25 protein-coding genes and 1 tRNA gene are annotated in these 25,289 nt (G+C 40.8%); 16 read left to right on the top strand and 10 right to left on the bottom strand.

Features of this window, described 5'->3' with window-relative positions; genetic code table 11:
• The first annotated feature begins 70 nt into the window (after positions 1-70).
• The 3 genes from murF (at position 71) to HMAT_RS14360 (ending at position 4,136) form a co-directional block, all read left to right on the top strand.
• Positions 71-1,372, top strand: coding sequence for a UDP-N-acetylmuramoyl-tripeptide--D-alanyl-D-alanine ligase (gene murF / locus HMAT_RS14350; protein ID WP_104383556.1), 1,302 nt, complete (start codon positions 71-73; stop codon positions 1,370-1,372).
• A gap of 236 nt (positions 1,373-1,608) precedes the next feature.
• A complete protein-coding gene (truA, locus tag HMAT_RS14355; RefSeq protein ID WP_104383557.1) occupies positions 1,609-2,364 on the top strand; it encodes a tRNA pseudouridine(38-40) synthase TruA in 756 nt (251 codons plus the stop codon).
• A gap of 8 nt (positions 2,365-2,372) precedes the next feature.
• On the top strand, positions 2,373-4,136 hold the full coding sequence (locus tag HMAT_RS14360; RefSeq protein WP_104383558.1) for an ABC transporter ATP-binding protein: 1,764 nt from the start codon (positions 2,373-2,375) through the stop codon (positions 4,134-4,136).
• A 3-nt stretch (positions 4,137-4,139) separates the two neighbouring features.
• Here the strand turns inward: HMAT_RS14360 and HMAT_RS14365 are convergent, their stop codons facing one another.
• Complete coding sequence (locus tag HMAT_RS14365; protein ID WP_104383559.1) at positions 4,140-4,658, bottom strand: acetyltransferase; 519 nt, start codon at positions 4,656-4,658, stop codon at positions 4,140-4,142.
• Between the two features lie 282 nt (positions 4,659-4,940).
• On the opposite strand from HMAT_RS14365, the gene HMAT_RS14370 reads away from it, so the two are divergent.
• Both HMAT_RS14370 and HMAT_RS14375 read left to right on the top strand, forming a co-directional pair.
• On the top strand, positions 4,941-5,423 hold the full coding sequence (locus HMAT_RS14370; protein ID WP_104383560.1) for a DUF4293 domain-containing protein: 483 nt from the start codon (positions 4,941-4,943) through the stop codon (positions 5,421-5,423).
• Positions 5,424-5,490: 67 nt separating this feature from the next.
• Complete coding sequence (locus HMAT_RS14375) at positions 5,491-5,958, top strand: hypothetical protein (RefSeq protein ID WP_104383561.1); 468 nt, start codon at positions 5,491-5,493, stop codon at positions 5,956-5,958.
• Between the two features lie 80 nt (positions 5,959-6,038).
• On the opposite strand, the gene HMAT_RS14380 is transcribed toward HMAT_RS14375, so the two are convergent.
• A complete protein-coding gene (locus HMAT_RS14380) occupies positions 6,039-6,578 on the bottom strand; it encodes a lipopolysaccharide assembly protein LapB (RefSeq protein WP_104383562.1) in 540 nt (179 codons plus the stop codon).
• Between the two features lie 232 nt (positions 6,579-6,810).
• Between HMAT_RS14380 and ung the strand changes: the two genes are divergently transcribed.
• Positions 6,811-7,485: a uracil-DNA glycosylase gene (ung, locus tag HMAT_RS14385; RefSeq protein WP_104383563.1), complete on the top strand. Its 675-nt coding sequence runs from the start codon at positions 6,811-6,813 to the stop codon at positions 7,483-7,485.
• Here the strand turns inward: ung and HMAT_RS14390 are convergent.
• A complete protein-coding gene (locus HMAT_RS14390) occupies positions 7,482-8,555 on the bottom strand; it encodes a DUF6695 family protein (RefSeq protein WP_104383564.1) in 1,074 nt (357 codons plus the stop codon). The two genes, ung and HMAT_RS14390, sit on opposite strands and share 4 nt — an antisense overlap.
• 10 nt (positions 8,556-8,565) lie before the next feature.
• The gene (locus HMAT_RS14395) at positions 8,566-9,036 is read right to left on the bottom strand and encodes an Lrp/AsnC family transcriptional regulator (RefSeq protein ID WP_028071042.1); all 471 of its coding nucleotides are present in this window, start codon (positions 9,034-9,036) and stop codon (positions 8,566-8,568) included.
• 332 nt (positions 9,037-9,368) lie between these two features.
• Between HMAT_RS14395 and sufB the strand changes: the two genes are divergently transcribed.
• The 4 genes from sufB (at position 9,369) to HMAT_RS14415 (ending at position 14,662) form a co-directional block, all read left to right on the top strand.
• A complete protein-coding gene (sufB, locus tag HMAT_RS14400; protein WP_104383565.1) occupies positions 9,369-10,820 on the top strand; it encodes a Fe-S cluster assembly protein SufB in 1,452 nt (483 codons plus the stop codon).
• Between the two features lie 63 nt (positions 10,821-10,883).
• Positions 10,884-11,642, top strand: coding sequence for a Fe-S cluster assembly ATPase SufC (gene sufC, locus HMAT_RS14405; protein ID WP_104383566.1), 759 nt, complete (start codon positions 10,884-10,886; stop codon positions 11,640-11,642).
• A 60-nt stretch (positions 11,643-11,702) separates the two neighbouring features.
• Positions 11,703-13,010 (top strand): Fe-S cluster assembly protein SufD, encoded by a 1,308-nt coding sequence (gene sufD, locus HMAT_RS14410; protein ID WP_104383567.1) that lies wholly within the window; start codon positions 11,703-11,705, stop codon positions 13,008-13,010.
• 422 nt (positions 13,011-13,432) lie between these two features.
• Positions 13,433-14,662, top strand: coding sequence for an MFS transporter (locus HMAT_RS14415; protein WP_104383568.1), 1,230 nt, complete (start codon positions 13,433-13,435; stop codon positions 14,660-14,662).
• 46 nt (positions 14,663-14,708) lie between these two features.
• On the opposite strand, the gene HMAT_RS14420 is transcribed toward HMAT_RS14415, so the two are convergent.
• Together HMAT_RS14420 and HMAT_RS14425 are read right to left on the bottom strand one after the other, a co-directional pair.
• A tRNA-Gly gene (locus tag HMAT_RS14420) sits at positions 14,709-14,784 on the bottom strand.
• Positions 14,785-14,843: 59 nt separating this feature from the next.
• The gene (locus HMAT_RS14425; RefSeq protein ID WP_104383569.1) at positions 14,844-16,388 is read right to left on the bottom strand and encodes an NAD(P)/FAD-dependent oxidoreductase; all 1,545 of its coding nucleotides are present in this window, start codon (positions 16,386-16,388) and stop codon (positions 14,844-14,846) included.
• Positions 16,389-16,555: 167 nt separating this feature from the next.
• On the opposite strand from HMAT_RS14425, the gene HMAT_RS14430 reads away from it, so the two are divergent.
• From HMAT_RS14430 to HMAT_RS14450, 5 genes are all read left to right on the top strand, one after another.
• Entirely contained in the window at positions 16,556-17,134 is a 579-nt protein-coding gene (locus tag HMAT_RS14430) for a LemA family protein (RefSeq protein ID WP_046673163.1), read from the top strand.
• Between the two features lie 157 nt (positions 17,135-17,291).
• Entirely contained in the window at positions 17,292-17,720 is a 429-nt protein-coding gene (locus HMAT_RS14435) for a TPM domain-containing protein (RefSeq protein WP_104384008.1), read from the top strand.
• A gap of 19 nt (positions 17,721-17,739) precedes the next feature.
• A complete protein-coding gene (locus HMAT_RS14440; RefSeq protein ID WP_233789314.1) occupies positions 17,740-18,531 on the top strand; it encodes a YgcG family protein in 792 nt (263 codons plus the stop codon).
• Between the two features lie 74 nt (positions 18,532-18,605).
• On the top strand, positions 18,606-19,745 hold the full coding sequence (locus HMAT_RS14445; protein WP_104383571.1) for a TlpA disulfide reductase family protein: 1,140 nt from the start codon (positions 18,606-18,608) through the stop codon (positions 19,743-19,745).
• A gap of 238 nt (positions 19,746-19,983) precedes the next feature.
• Positions 19,984-20,430, top strand: a complete 447-nt coding sequence (locus tag HMAT_RS14450; RefSeq protein WP_104383572.1) for a hypothetical protein — start codon at positions 19,984-19,986, stop codon at positions 20,428-20,430.
• A 117-nt stretch (positions 20,431-20,547) separates the two neighbouring features.
• Here HMAT_RS14450 and pfkA read toward each other — a convergent pair whose 3' ends face one another.
• The 4 genes from pfkA to HMAT_RS14470 all read right to left on the bottom strand — a co-directional run bounded on the left by pfkA (position 20,548) and on the right by HMAT_RS14470 (position 24,856).
• Entirely contained in the window at positions 20,548-21,522 is a 975-nt protein-coding gene (gene pfkA, locus HMAT_RS14455; protein WP_104383573.1) for a 6-phosphofructokinase, read from the bottom strand.
• A gap of 197 nt (positions 21,523-21,719) precedes the next feature.
• On the bottom strand, positions 21,720-23,426 hold the full coding sequence (locus HMAT_RS14460) for a protein-disulfide reductase DsbD (protein ID WP_104383574.1): 1,707 nt from the start codon (positions 23,424-23,426) through the stop codon (positions 21,720-21,722).
• 86 nt (positions 23,427-23,512) lie between these two features.
• Positions 23,513-23,962: a protein-disulfide reductase DsbD N-terminal domain-containing protein gene (locus HMAT_RS14465; protein WP_104383575.1), complete on the bottom strand. Its 450-nt coding sequence runs from the start codon at positions 23,960-23,962 to the stop codon at positions 23,513-23,515.
• Positions 23,963-24,085: 123 nt separating this feature from the next.
• Positions 24,086-24,856 (bottom strand): biotin--[acetyl-CoA-carboxylase] ligase, encoded by a 771-nt coding sequence (locus HMAT_RS14470; RefSeq protein WP_233789322.1) that lies wholly within the window; start codon positions 24,854-24,856, stop codon positions 24,086-24,088.
• 47 nt (positions 24,857-24,903) lie between these two features.
• Here HMAT_RS14470 and rsfS point away from each other — a divergent pair, with 47 nt between their 5' ends.
• Entirely contained in the window at positions 24,904-25,278 is a 375-nt protein-coding gene (rsfS, locus tag HMAT_RS14475) for a ribosome silencing factor (protein ID WP_104383576.1), read from the top strand.
• The last annotated feature ends 11 nt before the right edge of the window (positions 25,279-25,289 follow it).

Genomic DNA, 25,289 nt, shown 5'->3' on the forward strand with positions numbered 1-25,289 from the left:
ATTGAGAAGTACATCCCTATTGATTTGAAATCGGGCAGAATGGTTATATTTGTTCATCAAATTTCTAAACATGAACATTCAATCGTTATATCAGACATATAAAAAGTATCCAAATATTACAACAGATACACGTAAGATTGAGAAAGATAGCATATTCTTTGCACTGAAGGGTGCAAATTTTAACGGAAATACGTTTGCAGAACAGGCACTCGAAATCGGAGCGAAGTATGTCGTTATTGATGAAGAAATTTATAAAAAAGGCGAACAGTATATCTTGGTTGACGATGTATTGAAGACCTTGCAGGATCTGGCAAATTATCATCGGAGACAATTGAATATTCCCGTTATTGGTGTAACAGGAACAAATGGAAAGACAACCACAAAGGAATTATTGTATTCCGTTGTCTCGCAGAAATATAAAACTTATGCAACAAAAGGGAATCTAAACAACCATATTGGCGTTCCGTTGACACTGTTAGCTATTGATGCATCCATTGAAATCGCTATAATAGAAATGGGGGCCAACCATTTGGGAGAAATTGCATTTTTATGCGAGGTTGCTGAACCAACACACGGACTGATCTCCAATGTGGGAAAGGCGCATCTGGAAGGTTTTGGCTCTTTTGAAGGTGTTAAAAGAACAAAGGGCGAACTGTATGATTGGTTACAAGATCATCAAGGGACACTCTTTTTACAGGCGGATAACCCGCATCTAAGAGAAATGGCTGCGGCACGGCAAATAGCAGAAAGTGTGACTTATGGGTTTTCCGAAACCAACGATGTCATTGGTAAATTGTTGAAAGCAACTCCGTTGTTACAGATTTCGTGGAGGACGAAAGAAGATCCGCAGACTTATATCATAGATACGCAACTTACAGGTTCATACAACACAGAAAACTTTTTGGCTGCGATAGCAGTAGGTTTACATTTCGATATCTCGCCACAGGAGATCAATTGCGGTATTGCGGGCTACACTCCGACAAATAATCGCTCCCAGATCATGAAAACTCCCCACAACACGGTGATATGTGATTATTATAATGCCAATGCCACTAGTATGGCTGCTGCTTTGGATAATATTCGAATTATTGAGGCCGACAAGAAAGCGGTTATTTTGGGGGACATGTTTGAACTTGGTGCCGAATCTTTTGAAGAGCATCGGAAAATCGTGGATAATGTAGGAAGTATGTTCGCTGAACGAAAGATTTTTGTCGGAAAGGCATTCTTTGAACATAAAAATGATGATGCCGAATTTTTCGAAACGACCCTGGATGCGAAGGCCGCCCTGGAAGAAAGACCGATTATCGGAGCTACGGTATTATTAAAAGCCTCGCGGGGTATGGCCTTTGAAAATCTGATAGATATATTATAGGCGCAGCATAAGTACACTTGAAAAAGGTGGACTTGTGTAGGCTCGACCTGGGCTCAAGGTGCCGCAAACCAAATTTGGTAACAACTTAGACTTGAGTAATTTCCTTATTCCTGTAGATTAAAACTAAAAGGAGTTATAAGTTTTGTCATGTGAGGATTAAATATTGACGAAAATAAGCAAAATAATACCTTGGGGAAATGTAGCTCATTTTGAAAAATGTACCTTTGTGTCGTATAATGGATAAAAAACGTTTTTTTTTAGAAATAGCCTACTTTGGGCAATCTTATCATGGGTGGCAGGTTCAGAACAATGCGATTTCGGTACAGGAAATATTGAATAAAGCATTGGCAACATTGTTACGCGAGCCTATTGAGACCACTGGAGCAGGACGGACGGATACGGGGGTACATGCGAAGCAATTGTATGCTCATTTTGATGCAGCTGCTGTAGGGATATTAACAAAGCCTGACCGTTTTATCCATTCACTTAATGCATTATTGCCTTTTGATGTTGCGGTTAAAAGGCTGATTGAAGTGGCTGATGATGCTCATGCCCGATTTGATGCGACACATCGATCCTATGAGTACCACTTGCATTTCCGTAAAGATCCGTTTATTTATCCTTATTCCTGTTTCATGCGTGACCGCCCTGATGTGGACAAAATGAACGAGGCTGCACAATTTTTATTGGGCAAGCAAGACTTCGAGTGCTTTAGCAAGTCTCATACGCAGGTGTTTACGAATATTTGTGATATTCGTAGGGCTGAATGGCTGTGGCATAATGAGCAGGATCTGGTATTTCATATCACCGCGGATCGTTTCTTGCGCAACATGGTTCGTGCAATCGTAGGGACCTCGCTGGAGATTGGATTGAAGGGTCGACCGGCCTCTTTTATGCAGGAAGTGATCAAAAGCAAAAATCGCGGCAAGGCTGGGGTATCTGTCCCGGCACATGGATTGTATTTAACAGAAGTAGCTTACCCTTATATATAAATATTAACGTGAGTCAAGATAAAATAACAGGTAAAACCTATGATGTCAATTTGTTGCGGCGTATGAGTCGCTATATGCGACCTTATCATGTCGCATTTTGGATATCCGTGGTTTTAACAATACTATTGGCGGCAGTGGCGCCAGCGTTACCGATGCTTATCCAGCATACGCTAGACAACTATATCTTAAATTTTGATACGGCGGGATTGTCCTATATGCTCATGGCCATGCTGGCTTTGGTCGTGGTGCAAACCCTGATTCGTTATTATCATACCCTTATGACAAATACGCTGGGACAGTCTGTTATCCGGGATATCCGCATCCAGGTGTTTAATCATATTGTTCAGCTGCGTCTTAAGTATTTTGACCGTACAGCCTTAGGAAAGTTGATTACACGGACGATATCCGACTTGGAGACACTCTCCAATATCTTCTCGGAGGGATTGATCCAGATAATTGGCGATCTTCTGCAGTTGGCAGTGATATTGGGTGTTATGTTCTATTCGGACTGGAAACTGACGTTAATCGTGCTTATTCCGATGCCTTTGATGATTGCTGCAACCTACGTATTTAAAGAGGCTATGAAAGCTGCTTTTATAGATGTCAGGAAATGGGTATCCAATTTGAATACCTTTTTACAGGAGCATATCACTGGAGTCGGTATTATCCAATATTTTGCGCGTGAAAAGCAAGAGATGGATAAATTCAAAGAAATTAATGCGCAGCATCGGAATGCACATATCCGGACCAACTGGTATTTCTCTATCTTTTTTCCTGTTTTGGAAATTATCATGGCAATTTCTTTGGGCTTGTTGGTGTGGTTTGGTGCCAAACAGATTATGGGCGATGTGATTTCACCCGGTGTAGTCGTAGCCTTTATTATGTATATCAACATGATTTTTAGGCCTATTCGGGAGCTTATTGACAAGTTTAATACACTTCAAATGGGGATGGTGAGTGCCGAGCGCATTTTCGAAGTTCTGGATACCGATGAGATGACTCCTAATCTGGGCACATTAAAACCAGACCATATTAAGGGAGAAATCACATTTAAACATGTATGGTTTGCGTATAACGATGAGAGTTGGGTACTGAGAGATGTGAATTTTAGTGTACAACCTGGTGAGACTTTGGCTTTAGTCGGTGCTACCGGTGCTGGTAAATCGTCTACCATCAATATCCTGAGTCGGTTTTACGAAATCAATAAAGGTGAAATCCTCCTGGATGGTGTAAACATTCGCGATTACGATCTTGATTATTTGAGAAATACTATTGCGACAGTGTTACAGGATGTGTTTCTTTTCTCGGATACCGTCATCAATAACATTACATTGGGCGATCCCTCAATTTCGAGGGAACAAGTCATCGAAGCAGCCAAAGAAGTTGGGGCACATGAGTTTATTATGCGACTTCCCGGTGGATATGACTATGATGTGAAGGAAAGAGGAGCGACATTGTCTGCAGGACAAGCACAATTAATTTCTTTTATACGGGCGCTGGTACATGACCCTAGAATCCTGATCTTAGATGAGGCTACCTCCTCCGTAGATACCGAAACTGAGGAAATGATCCAAAGTGCGATCGACAATTTAATGCGGGGAAGAACCTCGATTGTTATTGCCCACCGCTTGTCCACCATTCAGAAGGCGGACAAGATCATTGTTTTGGACAAAGGGGAAATAAAAGAGATTGGAACACACCAAGAGCTTTTGTCTTTCGAGGGTTACTACAAAAAACTGTACGATCTACAGTTTCACTCTGCGGGAATTTAATCCTTAAACGACACTCTCTTTGGGGATGGTCTCTTCGTCCTCGATATGGGTGTTAGCTTTGATTTCTGAGCCTCGGCCTACCAGTACGTTGGCGCCGATGGAAACATTTGGTCCGATGTTCACAAAGTCTTCAATAATGGTATTGCTTTCGATGACTGCCGATCCTGAGATGATACAATGGTTACCAATCTGTACATCGGGGGCTATTGTTGCTCCAGGAAGAATAATACATCCTTCGCCAATTTCAGCCCTTTTGGAAACATAGGCTTTGGGATGAATTAAGGATTGAAAATTCCATTCCGGATTTTCGGATACTATCCTCTCGCGTAGTCCCGGGTTTTTAACGGCAACAAAGAAATTTTCTGCAGCATCTTTAACCTGATGGTGGAGCTGGACCTCATAATCGAATACATCCTCGATCAGCAGTGACTTGTCAATAAGCCCTCCAATTTCGATTTCCAAATCTTCGGCTACATCTACAGCAGTTTTTGCATGCGCTGTTGCACCATATATATATAGCATGATCTTTTAATTTTGTGTAAAGATAATGCTTTCTGAAAAGATCTCCATGAGGTAACCACTATCGATATGCGAAAAGAGCGCGGGCGGTATGCCCGATTATTGAACTGAAGGAAGATCGCTTTAATGGTTCCCAAGAAAAATTCGGCATCAATACAAATGTGCTGTGGCCTGGAAGGGAGTTTTTTATCTTTTAAAATTTGCAACAAAATAGCGCTTTCGATTGTTCTGATTTCTAAATAGAAAGAAAGCTTATTATATTTGTTGATATACAAAAATTAAAATATGATTCAACGTATCCAAACTGTTTATTTATTAGTGGCAGGATTAATTATATTCGGCTTATTTTTATTCCCTTACGTAAATTACAGTGATTTAGTCGGTTTGGGGAAAAATGTGAAGGTAACAGGTGTTTATGGTGTTACTGCCGGGCAACCTGTCCATGAAGGTGGTTTTGGTTATATCCTGCAGACCATTGTGGCAGCGCTATTGGGATTGCTTCCGATTTTCACCATTTTCAAATTTAAGCAGCGTAAGATACAGCTTTTGTTGATATGGGTGGAGATTGTGGCAATTATATTTTTCGCAATTTGGCTTTATTCATCCGCGAGCACACATCTTGCTACTGTCGGTCAGTTTTTGGGAGCAGGTAATATTGGCGTAGGTTTCTTTTTGCTGCCAATATCCATTATTTTTTGTGCGCTGGCATTGGGCGGAGTACGCCGGGATGAGAAACTCATTCGCTCAGCTGACCGTTTGCGTGCATAATTTGATTTCAATAGATTTTTAATAGATAGAAGCCACGATTAGCGTGGCTTTTTAAATAATATAATATATGGCTAAATTTTTCCATTGTGCTGTCATCCTACTTGTTCTTTGTTTTACTGCTGGCACAGCGCAAGCGCAATCTGCGGATTCATTGCTGGTGGTGGATGATATTCAATTCGATTTAAAAGAGTTTCATGTGGATAAGGAAACAAATGAGCTGGTTATTAATTTATTCGCGATCTCCTATAGTACAGATCCTCGGGAGTATAAAATGAATACGTTCTCCACACAGATTCTGGACCAAAAGAAGCAGCCGCATTTTTTCTCTTCAATTCAGATGGGAAATGTCCGGATCAGCTTTGAAGATAAACAGAACTATTTGCATTACCTGCTTGAGGAGGATAAACCTGTAGATATCCAGGTAATTGTGAAAGACTGGAAGAAGACCGATAAACCCCTTAGTATCAAGCTTGTTTTTGAGAGCAGCCAGGAGGAAGGTAAATTTTTGGAAGTCCCTATCTTGCTGAATAAATAGTTGATCGGACCTAGATAAAATAGAAAAAGCGCTGAATCATAAAAGATTCAGCGCTTTTTTAGCTTTTTGAAATTTATTTCTTATCTATTGTAACGGATCTGTTGTTTATCCAACATACCCATTTGATCTTTCATCATTTTTATTTGATCAGCTAACAGTTTATTTTTGTCTGCTTTTTTTGCTTCTTGAAGTAATTTTTCAGCCTCACGTTTATTACGTTTTGCCATAGCTACGCCTGCTAAGCTTAATTTTGCCAACGCGATATTGTGATCCATATGAAGTCCAAGTGCCAGTGCTTTTTTGAAATATTTTTCGGATTGCATTGGAGCACGTTGAGATTCGATCAATCCGATTAGCATGTTGTAATAACCATGTTGTTGCGGAATTAATTGTTTTTCATAATTCGTGATTTTCCTTAACCATTTTTCGGCAGCAGCCATATCTTGTTTGCGCATGTACCATTGCGCGATAAGCATGTATTCATGAAAAAATACAGTAACAAAACCAAGAATTGTGATCAAGATGCCTAGTATTCCCCATCCCCAATTTCCGGTCCAAAATAAAGCAACTGTCCCAATCAGCAATGCACTGCAAATGATGATTCTAACGAGATTTGACATAAATCTTTGTTTAAAAAATATTTGTGTTCAATTTAATTCTGCAAATATCCGTTAATTTCGTCGTTTAAGCAACTTGTTCAGGTGGTTATTTTGTAAAATTATACATTTCATGTTCATGCCGATCGGCAAAATGATCTTATGGCAGATAACTCCGCGGCTATCGTAAGTGCTTTATGAACAGCGATCGGGGAATAAATTTGCCATTGCATACAACTTTTTCTAAGTTTGGTTTATGGAAAAGCTATATGATGATTCTTGGTCTCCAGTGCTGAAACCTTTGTTCAGCCAGCCTTATATGAAACAATTGTCTGCCTTCGTACAAGAGGAACGTCAACGGGCAAAGGTGTTTCCGCCAGCTAATCTGGTGATGAATGCTTTTAAACTGACGCCGCTCGAAGATGTTAAAGTTGTTATTCTGGGGCAGGATCCGTATCACAATGATGGTCAGGCGCATGGTTTGTCTTTTTCTGTGCCAGAAGGAATCGTATTGCCGCCGTCTTTAAAGAATATTTTTAAGGAATTACAGGATGATATTGAAGGATTTGTAGAACCTCGATCAGGGGATCTGACGGCCTGGGCCAAGCAAGGTGTATTGTTGCTTAATGCAACGCTGACTGTGCAGGCACATTTGGCGGGTTCACACCAGAAAAGAGGTTGGGAAGTTTTTACAGACAGTATTATACATGCGATTTCCGAACGATGTGAGCATGTGGTCTTTCTGCTTTGGGGCAGCTACGCACAAAAGAAAAGTGTATTGATTGACGCGCGTAAGCATCTTATTTTGACAGCCGTACACCCATCGCCGCTTTCAGTTTACAGGGGCTTTTTTGGGAGCAGGCACTTTTCAAAGGCAAATCAATATTTGATAGCGCATGGTAAGACTCCTATTGATTGGCGTTTGGCCTAAGCGTATTTGTCATGGGCGGTAATGCCGGTTTCACCAATTGCCAAAACATGAATATGTTCGACTCGAATGATATTCTTGTTTTGTCGTAGATGACTGAATAGAAAGTGGCTGTCATAGGTGATCTGATAGGAGCTTTCAAAATCCACGGGCTGCTTCGTTTCTCCCAGAACACTGTATTCATGCTCTCCTTGTTGCGTGAATCGATGTATGATAGCCCGATTCGCACTAATGGGGTCTATGTGGAACCAGGCTCCCTCGCCGACACCGCCTAAGTATTGTACGCTGGCTGGGAGATGGCAAGGCTTATCTTGCTGTAGCATTCCACCAATTGTAATATCTTCAGGTAACGCTCCGGCGCAACGAGCGGAAATATTACTTCTTAGTTTTTTAAGAAGAAATAGTAGTGATGTGAGTCGTCCCATTTTTATAAGTTGCAGGTCGCCTGATGTGGTATATCTATAGACTGACTTGTCGGAGGAAGAGTTGACGATATTGCTCAATGGGCTTGCTTTTATGGTTTCCGGGAAATTGATCGGATGCCAGAAATGAAACTTTTTGGAGGCATGGATAAGGAGTCTTACAATAAATCGGGAGCAATTATTGTTATTGTACGCTACGGCGCCATAAGGGTATGATCCCCGGCGCACCCATTGATCAGCAAAAGCTTTTGCGCGATAAAAATCTATTTTTTGGACAATGGAAAAATAAAGATCACCGACGCCCTGCATGGCACCTTTCATTTCTTCAAAATACCGGACAATTTCAGGTAGGTTTAGAATCTGGTTCCGTTCAATTTGTGCTTTAAGTTTAATCGTTAGTTTTGGGTCGGAATCTTCTGAACGTGCTCTTCCGTAGCCTCTTGGGGTGATATATCGGCCAAAATCATAGAAACAAAGCCTGCCTGTAACGCGTTCGATCAGGACGATTCCCGTGTGGCCGACTTTAAAGTTTAAATTTTTAACAAGGCCTATTTTCCTGAAAAACATCATCCATGCTTCGTCACCACGGATCGTAGCATCAGGCCAAGCAAGGATCATTGCAAGATCCTGATATTGGGATGATGTTTTCATAGGCTTTTCTTTAGTATTCCAATGGAATGATTGGTTCCTTTTTGCTTGTGGACATAATCATCATAGTTTGGAATGTCTTTACAAAAGGAATCTTGGCGATCTTTTCCATGATAACACCTTCATAGGCTTTTATATCTTTTACGTAGACCTTGAGAATAAAATCGCAATTACCGGTGACATGGTGGCACTCAGTTACCTCCGGAATCATTTTTACGGCAGCGACAAATTCTGGAATTGCATTGTGTGTATGGAAGTCCAGTGAGATCTGTATAAAGGATTTTATGCCTAGTCCTAATTTTTCTTCGTCAACAAAAGCATGATAACTCTTGATGAAGCCTGAATTCTCAAGTTTTCTTACACGTTCTAAAGTTGGTGCAGGAGAGAGCCCGATACTGGATGCTAATTGCAAATTGGTAATCCGGCCATTCTCTTGTAATAGTTTAAGAATTTTTAAATCTGTTTTGTCTGGTGCAAACGGCATATCTTAAGTCTTAATAATCAATAGTATTTGTAAATATACAAAATTATATTTGGAAATTTAAAAATAAACAAAATTATTGATGATAAATAGATTTTGTTTATATGATATTATTGCTGTTATAAGTTTAATTGATTTAAAATCATTTGACTGTCATAATCGTTTGAAATGTGCGCATTTCAATGAAATGGAGTGATAAATGTCATTTTTTTATTAAAAATACCTGTTTGAGGGTACATAAAATGTATTTTATTGGCTTTGAAATTGTAACTTTGCAGTTCGATAGTTGCGGAGGCTAAACCCCTCCCGAATTAGTTAAACCGTGAGAGCGAAATATGAGTACTAAAGACGACGATTTATTAAAAGAGCTGGAGCTCGAAGAATATAAATACGGGTTCACGACAGATATCGAAATGGAAATCGCAGCCAAAGGCCTTACAGAGGAAACGGTGCGTTTTATTTCGGCAAAAAAGAATGAGCCTGAATGGTTATTGGAGTGGAGATTGAAAGCTTTTCGTCATTTCTTGACGTTAAAGATGCCTACTTGGCAAAATTTCAGAGCTCCAGAGATTGATTTTCAAGATCTATCTTATTATGCTGCCCCAAAGGCAAAACCGCAGTTAAATTCTATGGATGAAGTTGATCCTGAGTTGATTGCTACTTTTGAAAAGTTGGGTATTCCTTTGGATGAGCAAAAGATTTTGGCAGGTGTGGTAGCTGTTGATGCAGTTTTTGATTCGGTATCGGTAAAGACGACTTTCCGCGAGAAGCTGAAGGAGCAGGGGGTGATCTTTTGTTCATTTGGCGAAGCTGTACAAGAGCATCCTGATCTCGTAAAGAAATATTTGGGCACAGTGGTTCCTCAAACAGACAATATTTATGCCGCGCTAAACTCCGCCGTGTTTTCGGATGGATCTTTTGTTTATGTTCCAAAAGGAGTGAAATGTCCGATGGAGCTGTCAACTTATTTCCGTATTAACGCACAAAATACAGGTCAGTTCGAACGTACCTTAATCGTTGCGGACGAAGGGGCTTACGTATCGTATTTGGAAGGCTGTACTGCTCCGATGCGTGATGAGAACCAATTACACGCTGCGGTAGTGGAATTGATTGCAGAGCGCGACGCAGAGATCAAATACTCTACTGTACAGAACTGGTATCCGGGTGATAAAGATGGTAAAGGTGGTATTTTTAACTTTGTAACCAAACGCGGGATATGTAGAGGTGATAATAGCAAGATTTCATGGACACAGGTAGAAACCGGATCGGCAATTACCTGGAAGTATCCAGGTGTCATCCTAAAAGGAGATAACTCAATCGGTGAGTTTTACTCGGTAGCGATGACCCGTAATTACCAAGTTGCTGATACCGGAACAAAAATGATCCACTTAGGTAAGAACACGAAATCTAAAATTGTTTCCAAAGGAATCTCCGCTGGAAAAAGCCATAATAGCTACAGAGGTTTGGTGAAAATCGGACCTAATGCAGATAATTCCCGAAACTTTACCCAATGTGATTCGCTATTGATCGGTGATAGATGTGGTGCACATACGTTCCCATATATTGAAAACCGCAATAAGACTGCAAAATTAGAGCATGAAGCGACTACTTCAAAAATTGGTGAAGATCAAGTGTTTTATCTGAATCAACGTGGTATAGATTCTGAAAAAGCAGTGGGATTAATTGTTAATGGTTATGCCAAAGAAGTGTTAAATCAGTTGCCAATGGAATTTGCTGTTGAGGCACAGAAATTATTGGCGATTTCTTTAGAAGGTTCAGTAGGATAGATAAAAAATAATTGAGCTAGCCAGCTCATACTGGCATATCGTTCAATACTCAATAAGAATAAAATGTTAAGCATTAAAAATTTACATGCGTCTGTAGAAGACAAACAAATATTAAAGGGATTAAACCTAGAAGTTAAAGCAGGGGAAGTCCACGCTATTATGGGGCCTAATGGAGCTGGAAAGAGTACCCTAGGTAATGTATTGGCCGGACGTGAATCATACGAAGTGAGTGAGGGTTCTGCTTTATTGGATGGAGTGGATCTATTGGATCTTTCTCCGGAAGACCGTGCCCGCGAGGGTCTGTTCCTGGCATTCCAATACCCTGTTGAAATCCCAGGCGTATCAAATATCAATTTCCTAAAAACGGCGGTGAATGATATCCGTGAATATAAAGGCTTGCCTCCGATGGAAGCTAAAGAGTTCTTGCAAATGGTAAAAGATAAGCAAAAACTAGTTGAATTTTCAGCCAACTTAGCTAACCGTTCTTTGAATGAAGGATTCTCTGGTGGTGAGAAAAAACGTAACGAGATTTTTCAATTGGCGATGTTGAATCCTAAATTGTCAATTTTGGATGAGACCGATTCAGGTTTGGATATCGATGCACTTCGCATTGTTGCAAATGGTGTGAATGAGCTGCGTTCTAAAGACAATGCTTTTATTGTTATTACGCACTACCAACGTTTATTGGATTACATCGTTCCAGATTTTGTTCACGTATTATACAATGGCCGTATCGTGAAATCGGGCCCGAAAGAATTGGCTTTAGAGCTTGAAGAAAAAGGATACGATTGGTTAAAAGAATATGATACACAAAACGCTTAATCTTTTACACCGGTAAAATAGGAGTGGAAGAGAATTTTGGCGATTTGATTAAAAAATAACATGAGTACATTAGTTTCAGAATCATTACTTCAACAAGTGTTGGGAGCTTTTAAAGAGCAAAGTGTTTCAGACGAACCTGCTTTCTTTGCAGAGGCGCGTCAACAAGCATTCGAACGTTTCGAAGCAGCAGGCTTTCCCACAGTTAAGAATGAAGAATGGAAATATACAAACATCCACAGTATTGTCAATAAGCCTTATGCGCTTGATGTAGATGTGGATATCGAGGGCTTGGATTTTAGTGCGGGAGAGATTCCGAATTTGGATGCGTACCGTATTATTCTGGTTAATGGCCAGTATGTATTGGCCGTGAGTGAGCTGGAAAAGGTAAAAGGACTTGTTGTTATTCCGATGGATGACGCTGCTACTGAACCTGCATTTCAGGCACATTTCGCTAAATACGCTGACAAGTCCGATAATATCATGGTGGCGCTTAACACAGCTGCCTTTACGAATGGTGTATTTATCCATTTGAAAAAAGGAGTTGTGCTTGATAAGCCTATTCAGATTATCCATGTAGCGACTGGGAAAGAAGATTTCTTTGCACAAACACGGAATCTGGTTGTTGTTGAAGCTAATGCTGAACTTGAACTGATTGAGAGCTTTATTACAGCAGATGGTGCTGCAAGCAATGTGCATAATAAAGTTTCGGAAATTGTAGTAAAAGAGAATGCTAAAGTTCAACATTACTATCTTCAAGTAGCTGAGTCTGTAAGCCGTTACTTTAATCATACAGAAGTATACCAAGAGAAATATAGCCTTTACAATAATTACAACTGCAATTTCCCTGGAGCATCCTTTATCCGCAATAATATTAATGTGCGTTTGGATGCTGAAAATGTAGAAAGTCATCTGTATGGTATTAACCTGACTGCAGGGGATCAATTGGTCGATAATCACACTGTTGTGGATCATCTTAAGCCGCATTGTGAGTCTTACGAATGGTATAAGAATATTACACAGGATAAATCTACGGCTGTTTTCAACGGAAAGATCTTCGTTCGTGAAGATGCACAGAAAACCAATGCTTTCCAACAGAACAATAATATGTTAATGTCGGATAATTCAGCGGTTTATACGAAACCTCAATTGGAAATTTTTGCGGATGACGTGAAATGTTCACATGGATGTACGATCGGTCAGTTTGATAATGAAGCTCTGTTTTATTTGAGAGCGCGTGGAATCGGTGAAGAATCAGCACGCATTTTACTTGTACATGCCTTTGCATTTGATGTAACGACTCGTTTTTCAAATGAGGTTGTTCGGAAATATGTCGAAGAGCTTGTGGAAGAAAGTCTAAGAACGAACTAAACAAATCACACAAACTATAAACATAATAAGGCGTTTACTACTTTGGTAAACGCCTTATTTTTTTGGTGAATATTTTTTAGTGAAAATGCTTTTGAGATAGCATGCATCCATTGAGTTGTGTTTTTGCTTCATTTCTCTTACTTTTGTGTCGTTATGAACATATCTTTATATACAGCTTACGCTTATAAACCTTGGGTTTTATAGCTCATTTACGTTTCTAAATTCTCCACTGGCCACATCTATTCGCTTAATGAATGGATTGTTTCTCTCTGAAGTATCTACTTGCAGCTTGTACAAGTCCGATACTCGGCGCGTGCGATCCGGTATTCATTTGTTGATTCGGTATGTGTTATAAACGTTTTATTTTAATGTGCTGGTCATTCGTGATCATACATCTGTTGTATTTTTTTATTTAAAATTTTATGGAAAAAAATAACTGGTTTCGTACCTATAGTTATATATGGATTGGACAGTTTATTTCCTTACTGTCCAGTTCTGCAGTCAACTTTTCGATCATGATCTGGTTGAGTTTGACGCACAAGTCTGCGGAGGTGTTGGCTTTTGCTGCTATTGCCGGTTTGTTGCCACAGGCGATTATCGGACCATTTGCCGGTGTTTATATAGACCGTTGGGATAGAAAGAAAGTCATGATCTTCGCTGATGGCTTCATTGCCCTCTGTACCTTAGGGATGACATTCGTGCTAAAAAGCGATGGTACCAATATGTTTTTGATTTATCTATTGATGGCCTGTCGTTCGATCGGTTCAGCATTTCATTCGCCGGCGATGCAGGCAATCGCGCCGTTGCTTGTTCCCGAAGATAAGTTATTGCGTGTATCGGGGATTAATCAGATGCTACAGTCAGTAAGTAGTATTGCGGGGCCTGCATTGGGGGCATTGGCAATTAGCTATTTCACGATGTCACAGGTGCTTTACCTGGATGTGATTGGTGCCGCGGTGGCCATCACATCGTTGCTCTTCGTCACTATCCCACATCTTTCCCGATCGGATGTGAAGCCTTCGATTGCTGCCGTTTTGGATGATCTCAAACAAGGAATGGGAGCGATCTATCATAATAAGGGCTTAAAGATGTTATTTCTTTATGCTATGGTGGCGACTTTCTGTATTATGCCTGTTGCGATTATGTTTCCGTTATTGACCATTGGTCATTATAGTGGTGGTAAGTGGGAAATGAGCATTATTGAGATTATTTGGGGGATAGGTATGCTCATTGGGGGGAGCTTTCTTGGGCTTGCAAAAGTATCGATGTCCAAAGTGGTATTGGTTAATAGCATGCATATCGTTTTGGGACTCACATTTGCCCTATCGGGTTGGTTTCCCTCCACCTGGTTTATTCCCTTCGTCATTATGACCGGCCTGGGCGGAGTTTCAATGTCCATTTTTTCGGCCTCATTTATGACAATTATTCAGGAACAGGTACCGGCGGAAATGTTGGGGCGTGTATTCTCGCTTTACTTTAGCATTGCAATTTTACCAAGTATGATAGGACTCCTATTTACAGGCTTTATCGCAGATGCAATCGGAGTGGCGATGGCATTTATTATTGCGGGTCTTATTGTTGTATTGGTGGGCTTGTTGTCTTTTTTCAACAGCTCAATTATGAGCTTGGGGGAAGGGCGTAAATTAAGCTAAAAGAATAAATAAAAAAAGCTTCCAAATTTTGGAAGCTTTTTTTATTTGGAGCGAAAGACGAGATTCGAACTCGCGACCCCAACCTTGGCAAGGTTGTGCTCTACCAACTGAGCTACTTTCGCGTTGATGCTACAAAAGTAAGGGATTTCTTCTTATTCTGCAAGAGAAAAAATAAAAAATCTTAACTTAAATCAATAGCGTCAACACAATTAATTCCATCTATTGCGGCCGAGATAATGCCGCCAGCATAGCCAGCTCCTTCACCACAAGGGTAAAGTCCTTTGACCTGAGGGTGTTGCAAATTCTCTTTATTTCGAGGGATGCGTATAGGCGAAGATGTCCTCGATTCTACGCCAACCAGAATAGCTTCATTCGTATAGTAGCCTTTCATCTTTTTACCAAATATTGGAAGGGCACCCCGAAGCGCTTCATGCACAAAAGTTGGTAAAACCTCTCGCAAGTCCGCCGAAGAAGTTCCGGGTTTATACGAATTTTCCGGTAGATCCATGGATACCCGTCCTTCGACGAAGTCAACCATTCGTTGTGCGGGTGCAACAAGACTTCCTCCACCAACCTCGAAAGCTTTACGTTCAATCTGCTTTTGAAAATCAAGTAAAGCAAAGGGATTATTTAGGGCATTAGGTACGTCTTCGAGATTGATCTGAATGACAGTGCCTGAATTGGCATGTGGATTATTCCGTTTAGATGGAGACCAGCCATTGACGACGATTTCATTATAATCAGTTGCACAGGGAGCAATAACGCCGCCCGGACACATACAAAATGAAAAAACACCACGATCATTAACCTGCTCGACCAGACTATAATAGGCTGGCGGCAAATGTTCACTTCTGACCTGACAATGATATTGAGCCTGATCAATAATAGTCTGTGGATGTTCTATGCGGACACCCAGCGCAAAAGCCTTTGCTTCAATCAGCCAGTTGTTGCGATGAAAAAGTTCGAAAATATCACGCGCGGAGTGGCCCGTGGCTACAATAACATGATTGGCTTTGATTTCTTCTCCACTGGCTAATTTTACCCCACGGACCTGACCAAAGGATTCCAATATATCATCTACACGTTGATCGAAAAGAAACTCACCTCCAAATTCGATCACACTCTCCCGCATCGCTTCAATAATATGAGGGAGCTTGTTCGTGCCGATGTGGGGGCGGGCATTCACTAAAATGTCCGTTGTCGCTCCATGAGATACAAAAAGCTTAAGGACTTTGTCCACGTCGCCTCTTTTATTGGAGCGGGTATAGAGCTTACCATCAGAATAGGTCCCTGCGCCACCTTCCCCAAAACAATAGTTGGATTCGGGGTTCACAGTACCCTCGCGGTTTAGCTTCGCAAGATCGCGTCTTCGGTCCTGTACTTTCTTTCCTCTTTCAACGACAATTGGTTTGAGACCACGCTCAATACAGCGGATCGCGGCGAATAAACCTGCGGGGCCAGCACCGATGATGATGACGGGTTTTCCCGTCCGGGCAGATTTAAAATGGTTTTCATATAGCTCAGGCAAAGGGAATTCGTCGATGTAATAAATGACCCGTGCCCTATAAACCACCTGTCTACCGCGGGCATCAATAGAACGTTTGCGAATTTTAAATCCTTTGACCTGTTGTGGTTTTAGGCGTAATGCTTTTACACCTTCTTGTAGGATATATTGCTGATCTTCTATTTTTTCGGGAAGGATAGCAATTTCAATTTCTTTTTGCATAAGATAAAAGGGCTGGGTTTTTATCCCAAAACCGCCACAAAGTTACGGAATATTGGCTGTTTGCCGATTTGGAAATAAAAATATTCTTATCTTAGTAAGAGCTTGGTATATGCTTTGATAGTGTATCCGTATAATTTGAATAGTATTTAATTCTTTGAACAATGAAAATGAAAAGATTTTTAGTAGCCCTATGCGGTTTATTCGCATTAGTATCATTAAACTCATGTGGTTACAATACGATGGTTTCTCAAGATGAGAATGTCAAAGGGAAATGGGCACAGGTTGAAAATGCTTACCAACGTCGGGCGGATTTGGTGCCAAACTTGGTGAACACTGTAAAAGGTGCTGCGAAACATGAGGAAAGCACGTTAACAGCTGTAGTTGAAGCGCGCGCAAAAGCAACCTCGGTTACCATTAATGCGGATGATTTATCAGAAGAGAATATCGCTAAATTCCAAAAAGTACAGGATGAGTTCAGTGGTTCTTTGAGCCGCCTATTGGCTTCGGTGGAAGCTTATCCGGACTTGAAAGCGAACCAAAACTTTTTGGAATTACAGGCACAGTTAGAAGGAACGGAAAATCGTATCTCAACGGAGCGTAGATCATATAATGAAGCTGTACAACAGTATAATACCACTGTACGTAGCTTTCCAAATAATTTAATGGCGGGCATGTTTGGATTTAAAGCCAAGGGCACATTCACAGCTGCTCCGGGCTCAGACAAAGCGCCAACCGTATCATTCTAATAAAATCTTTGTTAGAAGTGGACGAAAGGATGGATGATGCGGCTTGCGTATGGGCCCTTCATCCATTTTTTATAAAGAATGTTTACAGGTAGTCTGGATAGAGGCATCGTCAGTTGGACGGGCGCTTAAACGCAGAAATAACAGAAGATACTATACTATGGCTTTAAATGCTGAAGAACAAGAAAAAGTCGTTCATGCCATTAATGTGGCTGAAAACGAAACATCAGGAGAAATTCGGGTTGTGATAGAAAATCATTGTCCTGATGAAGTTCACGATCGCGCAACATACTATTTTTCTAAATTAGGCATGCATAAAACCGTGCTGAAAAATGGTGTTCTTATTTACATTGCATTGGAGGACCATAAATTTTCTATCATTGGTGATAAAGGAATTCATCAACGCGTAGAAAGCGATTTTTGGAATTGCACCAAAGATGTTATGGTCGAGGAGTTCCGCGGGAATAATATTGTGGAGGGACTGGTGAAGGGAATTGAACATGCGGGCAAACAGTTGGCGAAATTCTTTCCCAGGGAACACGACGATATCAATGAACTTCCAAATGACATCGTTTTTGGTGATCGCTAGTCAATAAAAAATAAAATTTATGTCAAAATTATTTTCTCGGGTTCGAATTCCGGTTATGGTGATGTTGCTTTGGGCGCTGGCTCTCGTGACGGCCGTTGCTCAGGATTTTCCGGAGACACCGAATAGACTTGTCAATGATTACACCAATACATTGACTGCCAGTCAGAGACAGTTACTGGAACAAAAGCTGTTGGCATTTGAAGATTCAACATCTACACAGATCGCTGTGGTTATGCTGAACTCTACCGGGGGGTATGATATTTCAGATTATGCGGTCCGTCTGGCGAAGAAATGGGGTGTTGGTAATAAAAAGTACAATAATGGTATTCTATTGCTGGCAGCATTAGGAGATCGGGCTGTGACAATTCAGACCGGCTATGGGATTGAAGGGGCGGTGCCGGATGCGATTGCTTATCGTATTATAGAGAATGACATCAAACCGGCATTTCGTCAGGGTGATTATTACAGTGGAGTTGACAAAGCAACGAATTCCCTGATTTCCTATGCCAAGGGTGAGTATAAAGCTGATCCTAAACAGCCAAACGGCGGCGGATCGGGATCAATCATATTTGTCATTATTGTCGTCATATTTCTTGTCGTGATGTTTTCAAATCGCGGTGGCGGCGGAAAAGGTGGTGGACGAGTAATGAATGGCCGTGGCTCTTCCGATATTTTCTGGTGGACATTGCTTAATGGCCTCGGTGGTGGCAGCCGAGGTGGCGGTGGCGGTTTTGGCGGCGGATCCGGCGGTGGATTCGGCGGATTTGGCGGGGGTGATTTTGGAGGCGGCGGTGCTTCCGGACGTTGGTAACAACTTTGCTAAATAATGTTAAATAGCATGCCAGTACACAGGAAATGTTTTACATTTATGGGAAGTATATAATTATGAAAAAGGGAATATTAATGGGTTTAAGCTTTTTACCGGCCTTATTGATGGCGCAAGAAAGCTATACGGTGACTGGAAAAGTGAATGCAGCTTCTGACAAAGCGAAAGTATTCATGCAATACGCGAATAGTGGTACCCGTCAGATTGATTCCGCTGCTGTGGTCAAAGGTGAGTTTAAGTTTAATGGACAGGTAGCTACGCCAACTAAAGGTGTGATGATCTACTCGCCGGAAGGACTTTCTTTCGGAGAGTTAAGAGGTGCTCAAAAACAACCCGAAACGGCACAATTGTATTTGTCCAAAGGTGTGATCAAAGTAGATGCGTCCAAAGGGTTTAAAGATGCTGTCATCACAGGTACGGCGATCAATGATGACTTCACACAATACAAAGCTTTTGTGAAACCTTATTCGGATGGATTTGAAGCTTTGAACCAACAATATTTTGCAGCGTCCGAAGCTCAAAAACAAGACCCAAAATTTATTGAGGGTTTGCAAAAACAAGCTGGAGAGATTTCTGAAAAGATGGAGAAGGCTGATGCCGAATTTATCAATAAGAATCCAAAAAGCTGGTATACTTTGGATCTGCTTGCTGAAAATGTAAGCGGCGAAAATGTGAACGAGTATGTAGCTTCTTTCGAGAAACTGTCTCCGGAATTAAAAAATTCTGAAAAAGGTAAAGAATTGGCCGAGCGTATTCAAAAATTGAAAGCTGTTGCGATAGGTTCGGTAGCTCCTGATTTTACATTGCCGGATACTACAGGTAATAATGTATCTTTATCTTCACTTCGAGGAAAATACGTGTTATTGGATTTTTGGGCAAGCTGGTGTGGCCCTTGTCGTCACGAAAACCCGAACGTCGTTGCCGCATTTAATAAATTTAAAGATAAAGGATTTACTGTTTTTGGCGTTTCCTTAGACAATCCGGGTAAAAAGGATGCCTGGCTAAAAGCGATTCATGACGATAATTTGCAACAATGGCCGCATGTGTCCGATTTACAGGGCTGGAAATCGGCTCCTGTGAAATTGTATGAAGTACGTGGAATTCCACAGAACTTCTTAATTGATCCATCAGGTAAAATTGTCGCATCAAATCTAAGAGGAGAAGCTTTGGAAGCTAAATTGGCAGAACTATTAAAATAAACCAATCTTTCGGTCCGGGACTGATATACGAAGGCACCTATTTAGAATCTTTTTTTGTGAGAGATTTTAAATAGGTGTTTTTAGTTAAGAAGCCTGCTATTGATCTTTTAACTATCTTTGTCTGGAGGATGAACTCTCAAAAAAATGTTCTTTACGACCAATCTTGTCGCAGCGAATCATTTATTCGGCTGTTCGTGGGACGATTGAATGGAGTGGAGTGCACTCAAAATGGCATAAAATGAGAAAAAAACTGATATTGGTCATGGCCTTGGCTATTTTTGCTGTTGCCTGTAATTCGAAGAAAGAAAATGGCGTACCAGTGGTAAACCTGGAGGCGCTCAGTGCAATCCCTTTGGATCATTCCATTGAAGCACTGGCGAAGGGGACGGAATTTATAGATGTGACATTACCGCCAAATGCGCGGATAGATGAGTTGTCACAAAACGAACTGGGGCTGTTGAAGGCAGCTGCCTATCGCTTCTATCACCATGTGTCTTTAGCGGATAATCAATATCTAGTTGATATCAAGGACCCGAAGTCTTTGTATATTTCCGATCAGGTTGTCAAAGCCTATGAGCAAGCGATCGTAAATACCAATCATTTTGCGGATTCAATGGCTAAGGCCGGACAGACAATTCAATTACCTGCCGTGAATGAAGAATATCTCAATAGACTCCTGAAATAGGCATTTCAAGATCATGTAAAAGCTGATCGGGTAGTATTGTCCAATTTGAAAGATAAAAAACGCGCATGAAATGAATATCATGCGCGTTTTTTTATACATCCGATTGAAAAACTGCCCTTATAAGGAAAGTATTTCAATGATACGAAGTAGATCTTCGTTAAGTTTTACGTTATGTTTAATCGCGCTCTTGAAAGGCGTGAATCTAACTTCGCTACAGATTAATCCGGCCATTTCTCCTCTACGACCTGCAACAAGCGCTTCTACTGCGGCAACACCAAGTCTACTGGCCAATACACGGTCCATACATGTTGGGCTTCCACCACGTTGGATGTGGCCTAAAATAGAGAGCCTTACATCATAATGCGGGAAATTTTCTTTTATTTTTTCAGAAACAACCATTCCACCTTCTTTGTCTCCTTCGGCAACGATAATGATGCGTGAAGATTTATTCTTCCGGCTCTTATCCAACCTTTTCATGATAGCATCGTAATCCACTTCAAACTCGGGAACCAATACCGCTTCAGCACCGGTACTTATACCAGAACGGATGGCGATCAAGCCAGAATCACGTCCCATAACTTCGATCACAAAAACACGGTCATGGGATTCTGCGGTGTCACGGATCTTATCTACAGCCTGAATAACAGTGTTTATTGCTGTATCATAGCCAATAGTGAAGTCTGTTCCGGCCAGATCATTGTCGATTGTGCCCGGTAGACCGATAATTGGAAAGTCAAACTCGTCAATGAATTTTGATGCACCTGTAAATGTTCCGTCACCACCGATAACAACCATTGCGTCGATTCCATGGCTGCGTAAATTATCATAAGCTTGTTTACGTCCTTCTATGGTCTTGAAAGCTTCGCTGCGGGCAGTTTTTAAGATCGTTCCGCCACGTTGTATGATATTGGCCACAGATTTGGCATCCATGGGGATAATTTCACCATTTACCAAACCATCATAACCTCTGCGTACGCCAAATACTTCAAGATTGTTATAGATACCCGCTCTCACAACAGCGCGAATACCAGCATTCATTCCTGGAGCATCTCCTCCAGATGTCAAAACAGCAATTTTTTTAATGTTACTCATACGTACTCAAACTTAGCTATTTTTGTGCTTATATACAATTATATTTCCGTTATTAAAAGTTCTGAAACACTTAAAAATAATTAAATAATAGCCTTCTGATACGCATTTAATCTAAATGAGGATTAAACTTCATGTAAATTTTATAATAGGGCCTAACAATTATAACAAGCTATTTAAGCAGCCCAAGGATGGGCCGCTTATTTCTTTGCTTTAAAAGCGTCAATACCGCTTTGCAAAAAAGCTTTGTATTGTTCGATATTATAGTTTGCGCCAGTTTGTGGTACTAATACCGTTCCAGAAGCATCGACAATGACATATAAAGGCTGCGAGTTGCTATTGAAAGTTGATGCCTGGAAATCACTGTTTTTATTGCCGATTGTTTTAATTTTCTTTCCACTATACTTCGAAATGGATTGTTCATTCGCAGGCAATTCTGTTTTATCATCAACAAAGAGTTCAGCCATCACAAATTCCTCTTTTAATAGCTTCGCAACAGCGGGGTCAGTCCATACGTTTGCCTCCATTTTTCGGCAATTGACACAGTTCCAGCCGGTAAAATCTATCAACACAGGTTTGTTCAGCTCTTTTGCAGCTTCCAGAGCTTGATCATAATCGTAGTAGGGATCAAACCCTTTAGGTGTGCCACGCTCATGGAATATTTCGGCGTATTTTTTTATTTTGCCATCACTGTGAGCAGGAGCACTTGCAACACCCGCCGAAAGATCAAAGTCCTGAGTTGCGGAAGGTGGTAAGAAAGCAGAGATAGATTTCAATGGAGCACCCCAAAGACCAGGAACCATATAAACGACAAAGGAGAATACAACAATGGCAAGTATGGTGCGTGGTACAGAAAGGAATTTTAGTTCGCTATCATGCGAAAACTTGATCTTGCCGAGGAGGTATAAGCCCATAAGACCGAATATAGCAATCCAAAGGGATAGGAACACCTCACGATCCAACCAGTTCCAATGATAAGCTAGATCCACGTTGGACAAAAACTTTAAGGCTAAAGCGAGCTCTAAAAATCCAAGGACCACTTTTACCGAATTGAGCCATCCGCCAGATTTTGGCAGTGATTTTAGCATGGAAGGGAACATGGCAAACAGGCCGAATGGAATTGCTAAAGCAATGGAAAAACCCAACATGCCGACTGCTGGCCCTAAACGTTCACCTTTTGAAGCAGCTTCGACGAGCAAGGTGCCAATAATTGGACCTGTACAGGAAAAAGATACCAGTGATAAGCTGAACGCCATAAAGAAAAGTCCAATAAGCCCCCCTTTATCTGATTTGGCATCCATCTTATTGACAAAAGAACTTGGTAAAGTAATTTCGAAAGCCCCAAAAAAAGAAGCCGCAAAGACAACGAGCAATAGAAAAAACAAGAAATTAAATATGCCATTCGTCGATAAAGCATTGAGCGCATCCGAACCAAAAGCAATTGTGATAATCATCCCCAAAGCCACATATATCACAATAATAAAAAGACCATAGAGGAGCGCTTTGCTAATGCCGCTTGCGCGGGTACCCGACTGCTTGGTGAAATAGCTGACGGTCAGCGGAAGCATGGGGAAGATGCAAGGCATCAAAAGCGCGGCAAAACCACCGATTAATCCAGCAATAAAAATACTCCAAAGTGATTTTTTTCCTGTATCTGAATTCGAGGGAGAAACATGTGTCGTTGCCTTATCCAATTTGCTGCTATCCTGGCTGAGGGTCGTGTCTGGAGCGTCTGAAAAAGCCAGATCGTCCGGTACAGCCTCCACCGCTGGTGCGGTATCAGGTGAAGTTTCAAATTGAAGCCCTTCTGTACTCGTTAGACTGTCTTGTTGAAATGCAAAAGCTGTCGTTGTAAGCGAAAGACTAAAAAAAGCAATTAAAAGTAGAATAAATGTGTTTTTTAACATGCGTATCTGTTTCTGATGTCAGTTTCAAAAATAGAAAAAGGCGATGAGAATCGCCTTATTATTTTATCCGTGTATGATCATTTTTACTATTTGATTGTCACAGCAAAAGCATATTCGTCTGGGGGAAGACATTGTGATGCATCACAAGCCTGCCATTCTACGGTGCCCTTGACCGTTGCAGTACCTTTATTCAACTTCACTTTTTGTTGAAAGATTACTTCATTTGTGAAGTAACCAACATCCATTTTGAACACGTCTTCGTGTTTTACTTTTGGTTTTGGTTCAGCAGTTTTACCTACCAATGCGTAGTCAGCAGCTTTAGCAAAATTGAATGAGGTGGGGATAGGTCCGCCATCTTTAATATTTTGCGAATAGATGTGCCATCCGTTTTGGATTGTCCCTTTGACATAAACAACAGCTTCGTTGTTGTTCAGTTTTTTGCTGGCTACAGTCCATTTTACAGGCTTGTGAATTTGAGCGAAGGCTCCGGTAACTGCGAAAATTACTGCAGTTATTAACAATACTAATTTTTTCATTTTCCTAAATAATTATTGCAGTTCGTTATACACCTTTGATAACTAAAGTCTATAAAGGTTTAATTTGTCCGCTTCACAAATTTAACATATTCCACCGTGGTTTATCTGGATTTTGTGTAAAGATTAGGATATAAGGTGGCTTATCTCCTTGATGTTGAATTTCTGCAGCTTGTTGTCAATAAGTACTTGCAGTTGGCCATCGATTCCCACGGCTTTGATAATCCCGGTTTTTTTTTCTCCCGCGACCAAAAACGGCTTTTCCTCGCCTTTCCAGAAAAGGAGCTCGTTATAATGATCTAATTGGGAACGCCACGATTGGGTATAAAGGGTATTGTATTCCGTTTGGATACTTGCGAAAAGTTCGGGCGCCAGGTCTTTGATGACATAATCGACTTTGTCCGTAAGAATGGATAACGAAGTAATTGTTGTCGCTGTGTCAAAATTGACCTGATTGATATTTATGCCTATTCCGATAATAGAAGCATCAATTTTATCCCCCTTTAATTTATTTTCAATAAGGATGCCCGCTATTTTTTTGCTGCCGACATAGATGTCATTGGGCCATTTGACGGTCACATCCTGCTTAGTCTTGCGTTTAAGCCAGTTTACTACGGCGATTGCTACTGTCGCTGAGAGCGCAAACTGTTGTTCTATGGATAAAAAATGAGGTTTTAAAAGAATTGATGTGGTCAGATTTTTTCCAGGTTCGCTGACCCAGGTACTTCCGCGTTGTCCTTTTCCTTGAAATTGTTCTTCTGCTAAAATGGCAGTACCCTCTCCGAGTGGCTTGAAATTTGACAATAATTCTCTTAAATAATCGTTTGTAGAGGCAACTTTGTCAAGATATATTATATTTTGACCGATGATAAGTCCCGAAATATTGTTATTTTGCAAACTGAAAGTATTAAATAAATATTAAGTCAAAACTATCATATTTTTTAATGAGTAAAAATAAAAGTTCAGAATTGTCGCAACGTCTATCAGAAATTATCGTTCACGGTATGCAGGAAAAGAAAGCAAACGAGATTGTTCGCTTGGATTTAAGAGATCTTCACAGTTCTGTTTCTGATTATTTTGTGATTTGCCATGCCGATTCCAACATTCAAGTCAATGCTATTGCCAAGAGTGTAGAGGAGGAAGTCTACAAGGCTTTTGGTCAAGAACCCCAATATAAAGAAGGACAATCAAATGGAGAGTGGTTGATTTTGGATTTTGTGGATGTGGTTGTACATATCTTTAAGACCGAAAAAAGAGCGCATTATGCCATAGAGGATTTGTGGGGAGATGCACAAGTTCAGCATTTCCAAAGCGCTTAATAACAGCCTCA

Source organism: Sphingobacterium sp. HMA12 (genome assembly GCF_002933815.1).
Taxonomy (GTDB): domain Bacteria; phylum Bacteroidota; class Bacteroidia; order Sphingobacteriales; family Sphingobacteriaceae; genus Sphingobacterium.

Coding starts and splice junctions, on each gene's coding strand:
- murF (WP_104383556.1), top strand. CDS start 71: ATGAACATTCAATCGTTATATCAGACATATAAAAAGTATCCAAATATT.
- truA (WP_104383557.1), top strand. CDS start 1,609: ATGGATAAAAAACGTTTTTTTTTAGAAATAGCCTACTTTGGGCAATCT.
- HMAT_RS14365 (WP_104383559.1), bottom strand. CDS start 4,658: ATGCTATATATATATGGTGCAACAGCGCATGCAAAAACTGCTGTAGAT.
- HMAT_RS14370 (WP_104383560.1), top strand. CDS start 4,941: ATGATTCAACGTATCCAAACTGTTTATTTATTAGTGGCAGGATTAATT.
- HMAT_RS14375 (WP_104383561.1), top strand. CDS start 5,491: ATGGCTAAATTTTTCCATTGTGCTGTCATCCTACTTGTTCTTTGTTTT.
- HMAT_RS14380 (WP_104383562.1), bottom strand. CDS start 6,578: ATGTCAAATCTCGTTAGAATCATCATTTGCAGTGCATTGCTGATTGGG.
- ung (WP_104383563.1), top strand. CDS start 6,811: ATGGAAAAGCTATATGATGATTCTTGGTCTCCAGTGCTGAAACCTTTG.
- HMAT_RS14390 (WP_104383564.1), bottom strand. CDS start 8,555: ATGAAAACATCATCCCAATATCAGGATCTTGCAATGATCCTTGCTTGG.
- HMAT_RS14395 (WP_028071042.1), bottom strand. CDS start 9,036: ATGCCGTTTGCACCAGACAAAACAGATTTAAAAATTCTTAAACTATTA.
- sufB (WP_104383565.1), top strand. CDS start 9,369: ATGAGTACTAAAGACGACGATTTATTAAAAGAGCTGGAGCTCGAAGAA.
- sufC (WP_104383566.1), top strand. CDS start 10,884: ATGTTAAGCATTAAAAATTTACATGCGTCTGTAGAAGACAAACAAATA.
- sufD (WP_104383567.1), top strand. CDS start 11,703: ATGAGTACATTAGTTTCAGAATCATTACTTCAACAAGTGTTGGGAGCT.
- HMAT_RS14415 (WP_104383568.1), top strand. CDS start 13,433: ATGGAAAAAAATAACTGGTTTCGTACCTATAGTTATATATGGATTGGA.
- HMAT_RS14425 (WP_104383569.1), bottom strand. CDS start 16,388: ATGCAAAAAGAAATTGAAATTGCTATCCTTCCCGAAAAAATAGAAGAT.
- HMAT_RS14430 (WP_046673163.1), top strand. CDS start 16,556: ATGAAAAGATTTTTAGTAGCCCTATGCGGTTTATTCGCATTAGTATCA.
- HMAT_RS14435 (WP_104384008.1), top strand. CDS start 17,292: ATGGCTTTAAATGCTGAAGAACAAGAAAAAGTCGTTCATGCCATTAAT.
- HMAT_RS14440 (WP_233789314.1), top strand. CDS start 17,740: ATGTCAAAATTATTTTCTCGGGTTCGAATTCCGGTTATGGTGATGTTG.
- HMAT_RS14445 (WP_104383571.1), top strand. CDS start 18,606: ATGAAAAAGGGAATATTAATGGGTTTAAGCTTTTTACCGGCCTTATTG.
- HMAT_RS14450 (WP_104383572.1), top strand. CDS start 19,984: ATGAGAAAAAAACTGATATTGGTCATGGCCTTGGCTATTTTTGCTGTT.
- pfkA (WP_104383573.1), bottom strand. CDS start 21,522: ATGAGTAACATTAAAAAAATTGCTGTTTTGACATCTGGAGGAGATGCT.
- HMAT_RS14460 (WP_104383574.1), bottom strand. CDS start 23,426: ATGTTAAAAAACACATTTATTCTACTTTTAATTGCTTTTTTTAGTCTT.
- HMAT_RS14465 (WP_104383575.1), bottom strand. CDS start 23,962: ATGAAAAAATTAGTATTGTTAATAACTGCAGTAATTTTCGCAGTTACC.
- rsfS (WP_104383576.1), top strand. CDS start 24,904: ATGAGTAAAAATAAAAGTTCAGAATTGTCGCAACGTCTATCAGAAATT.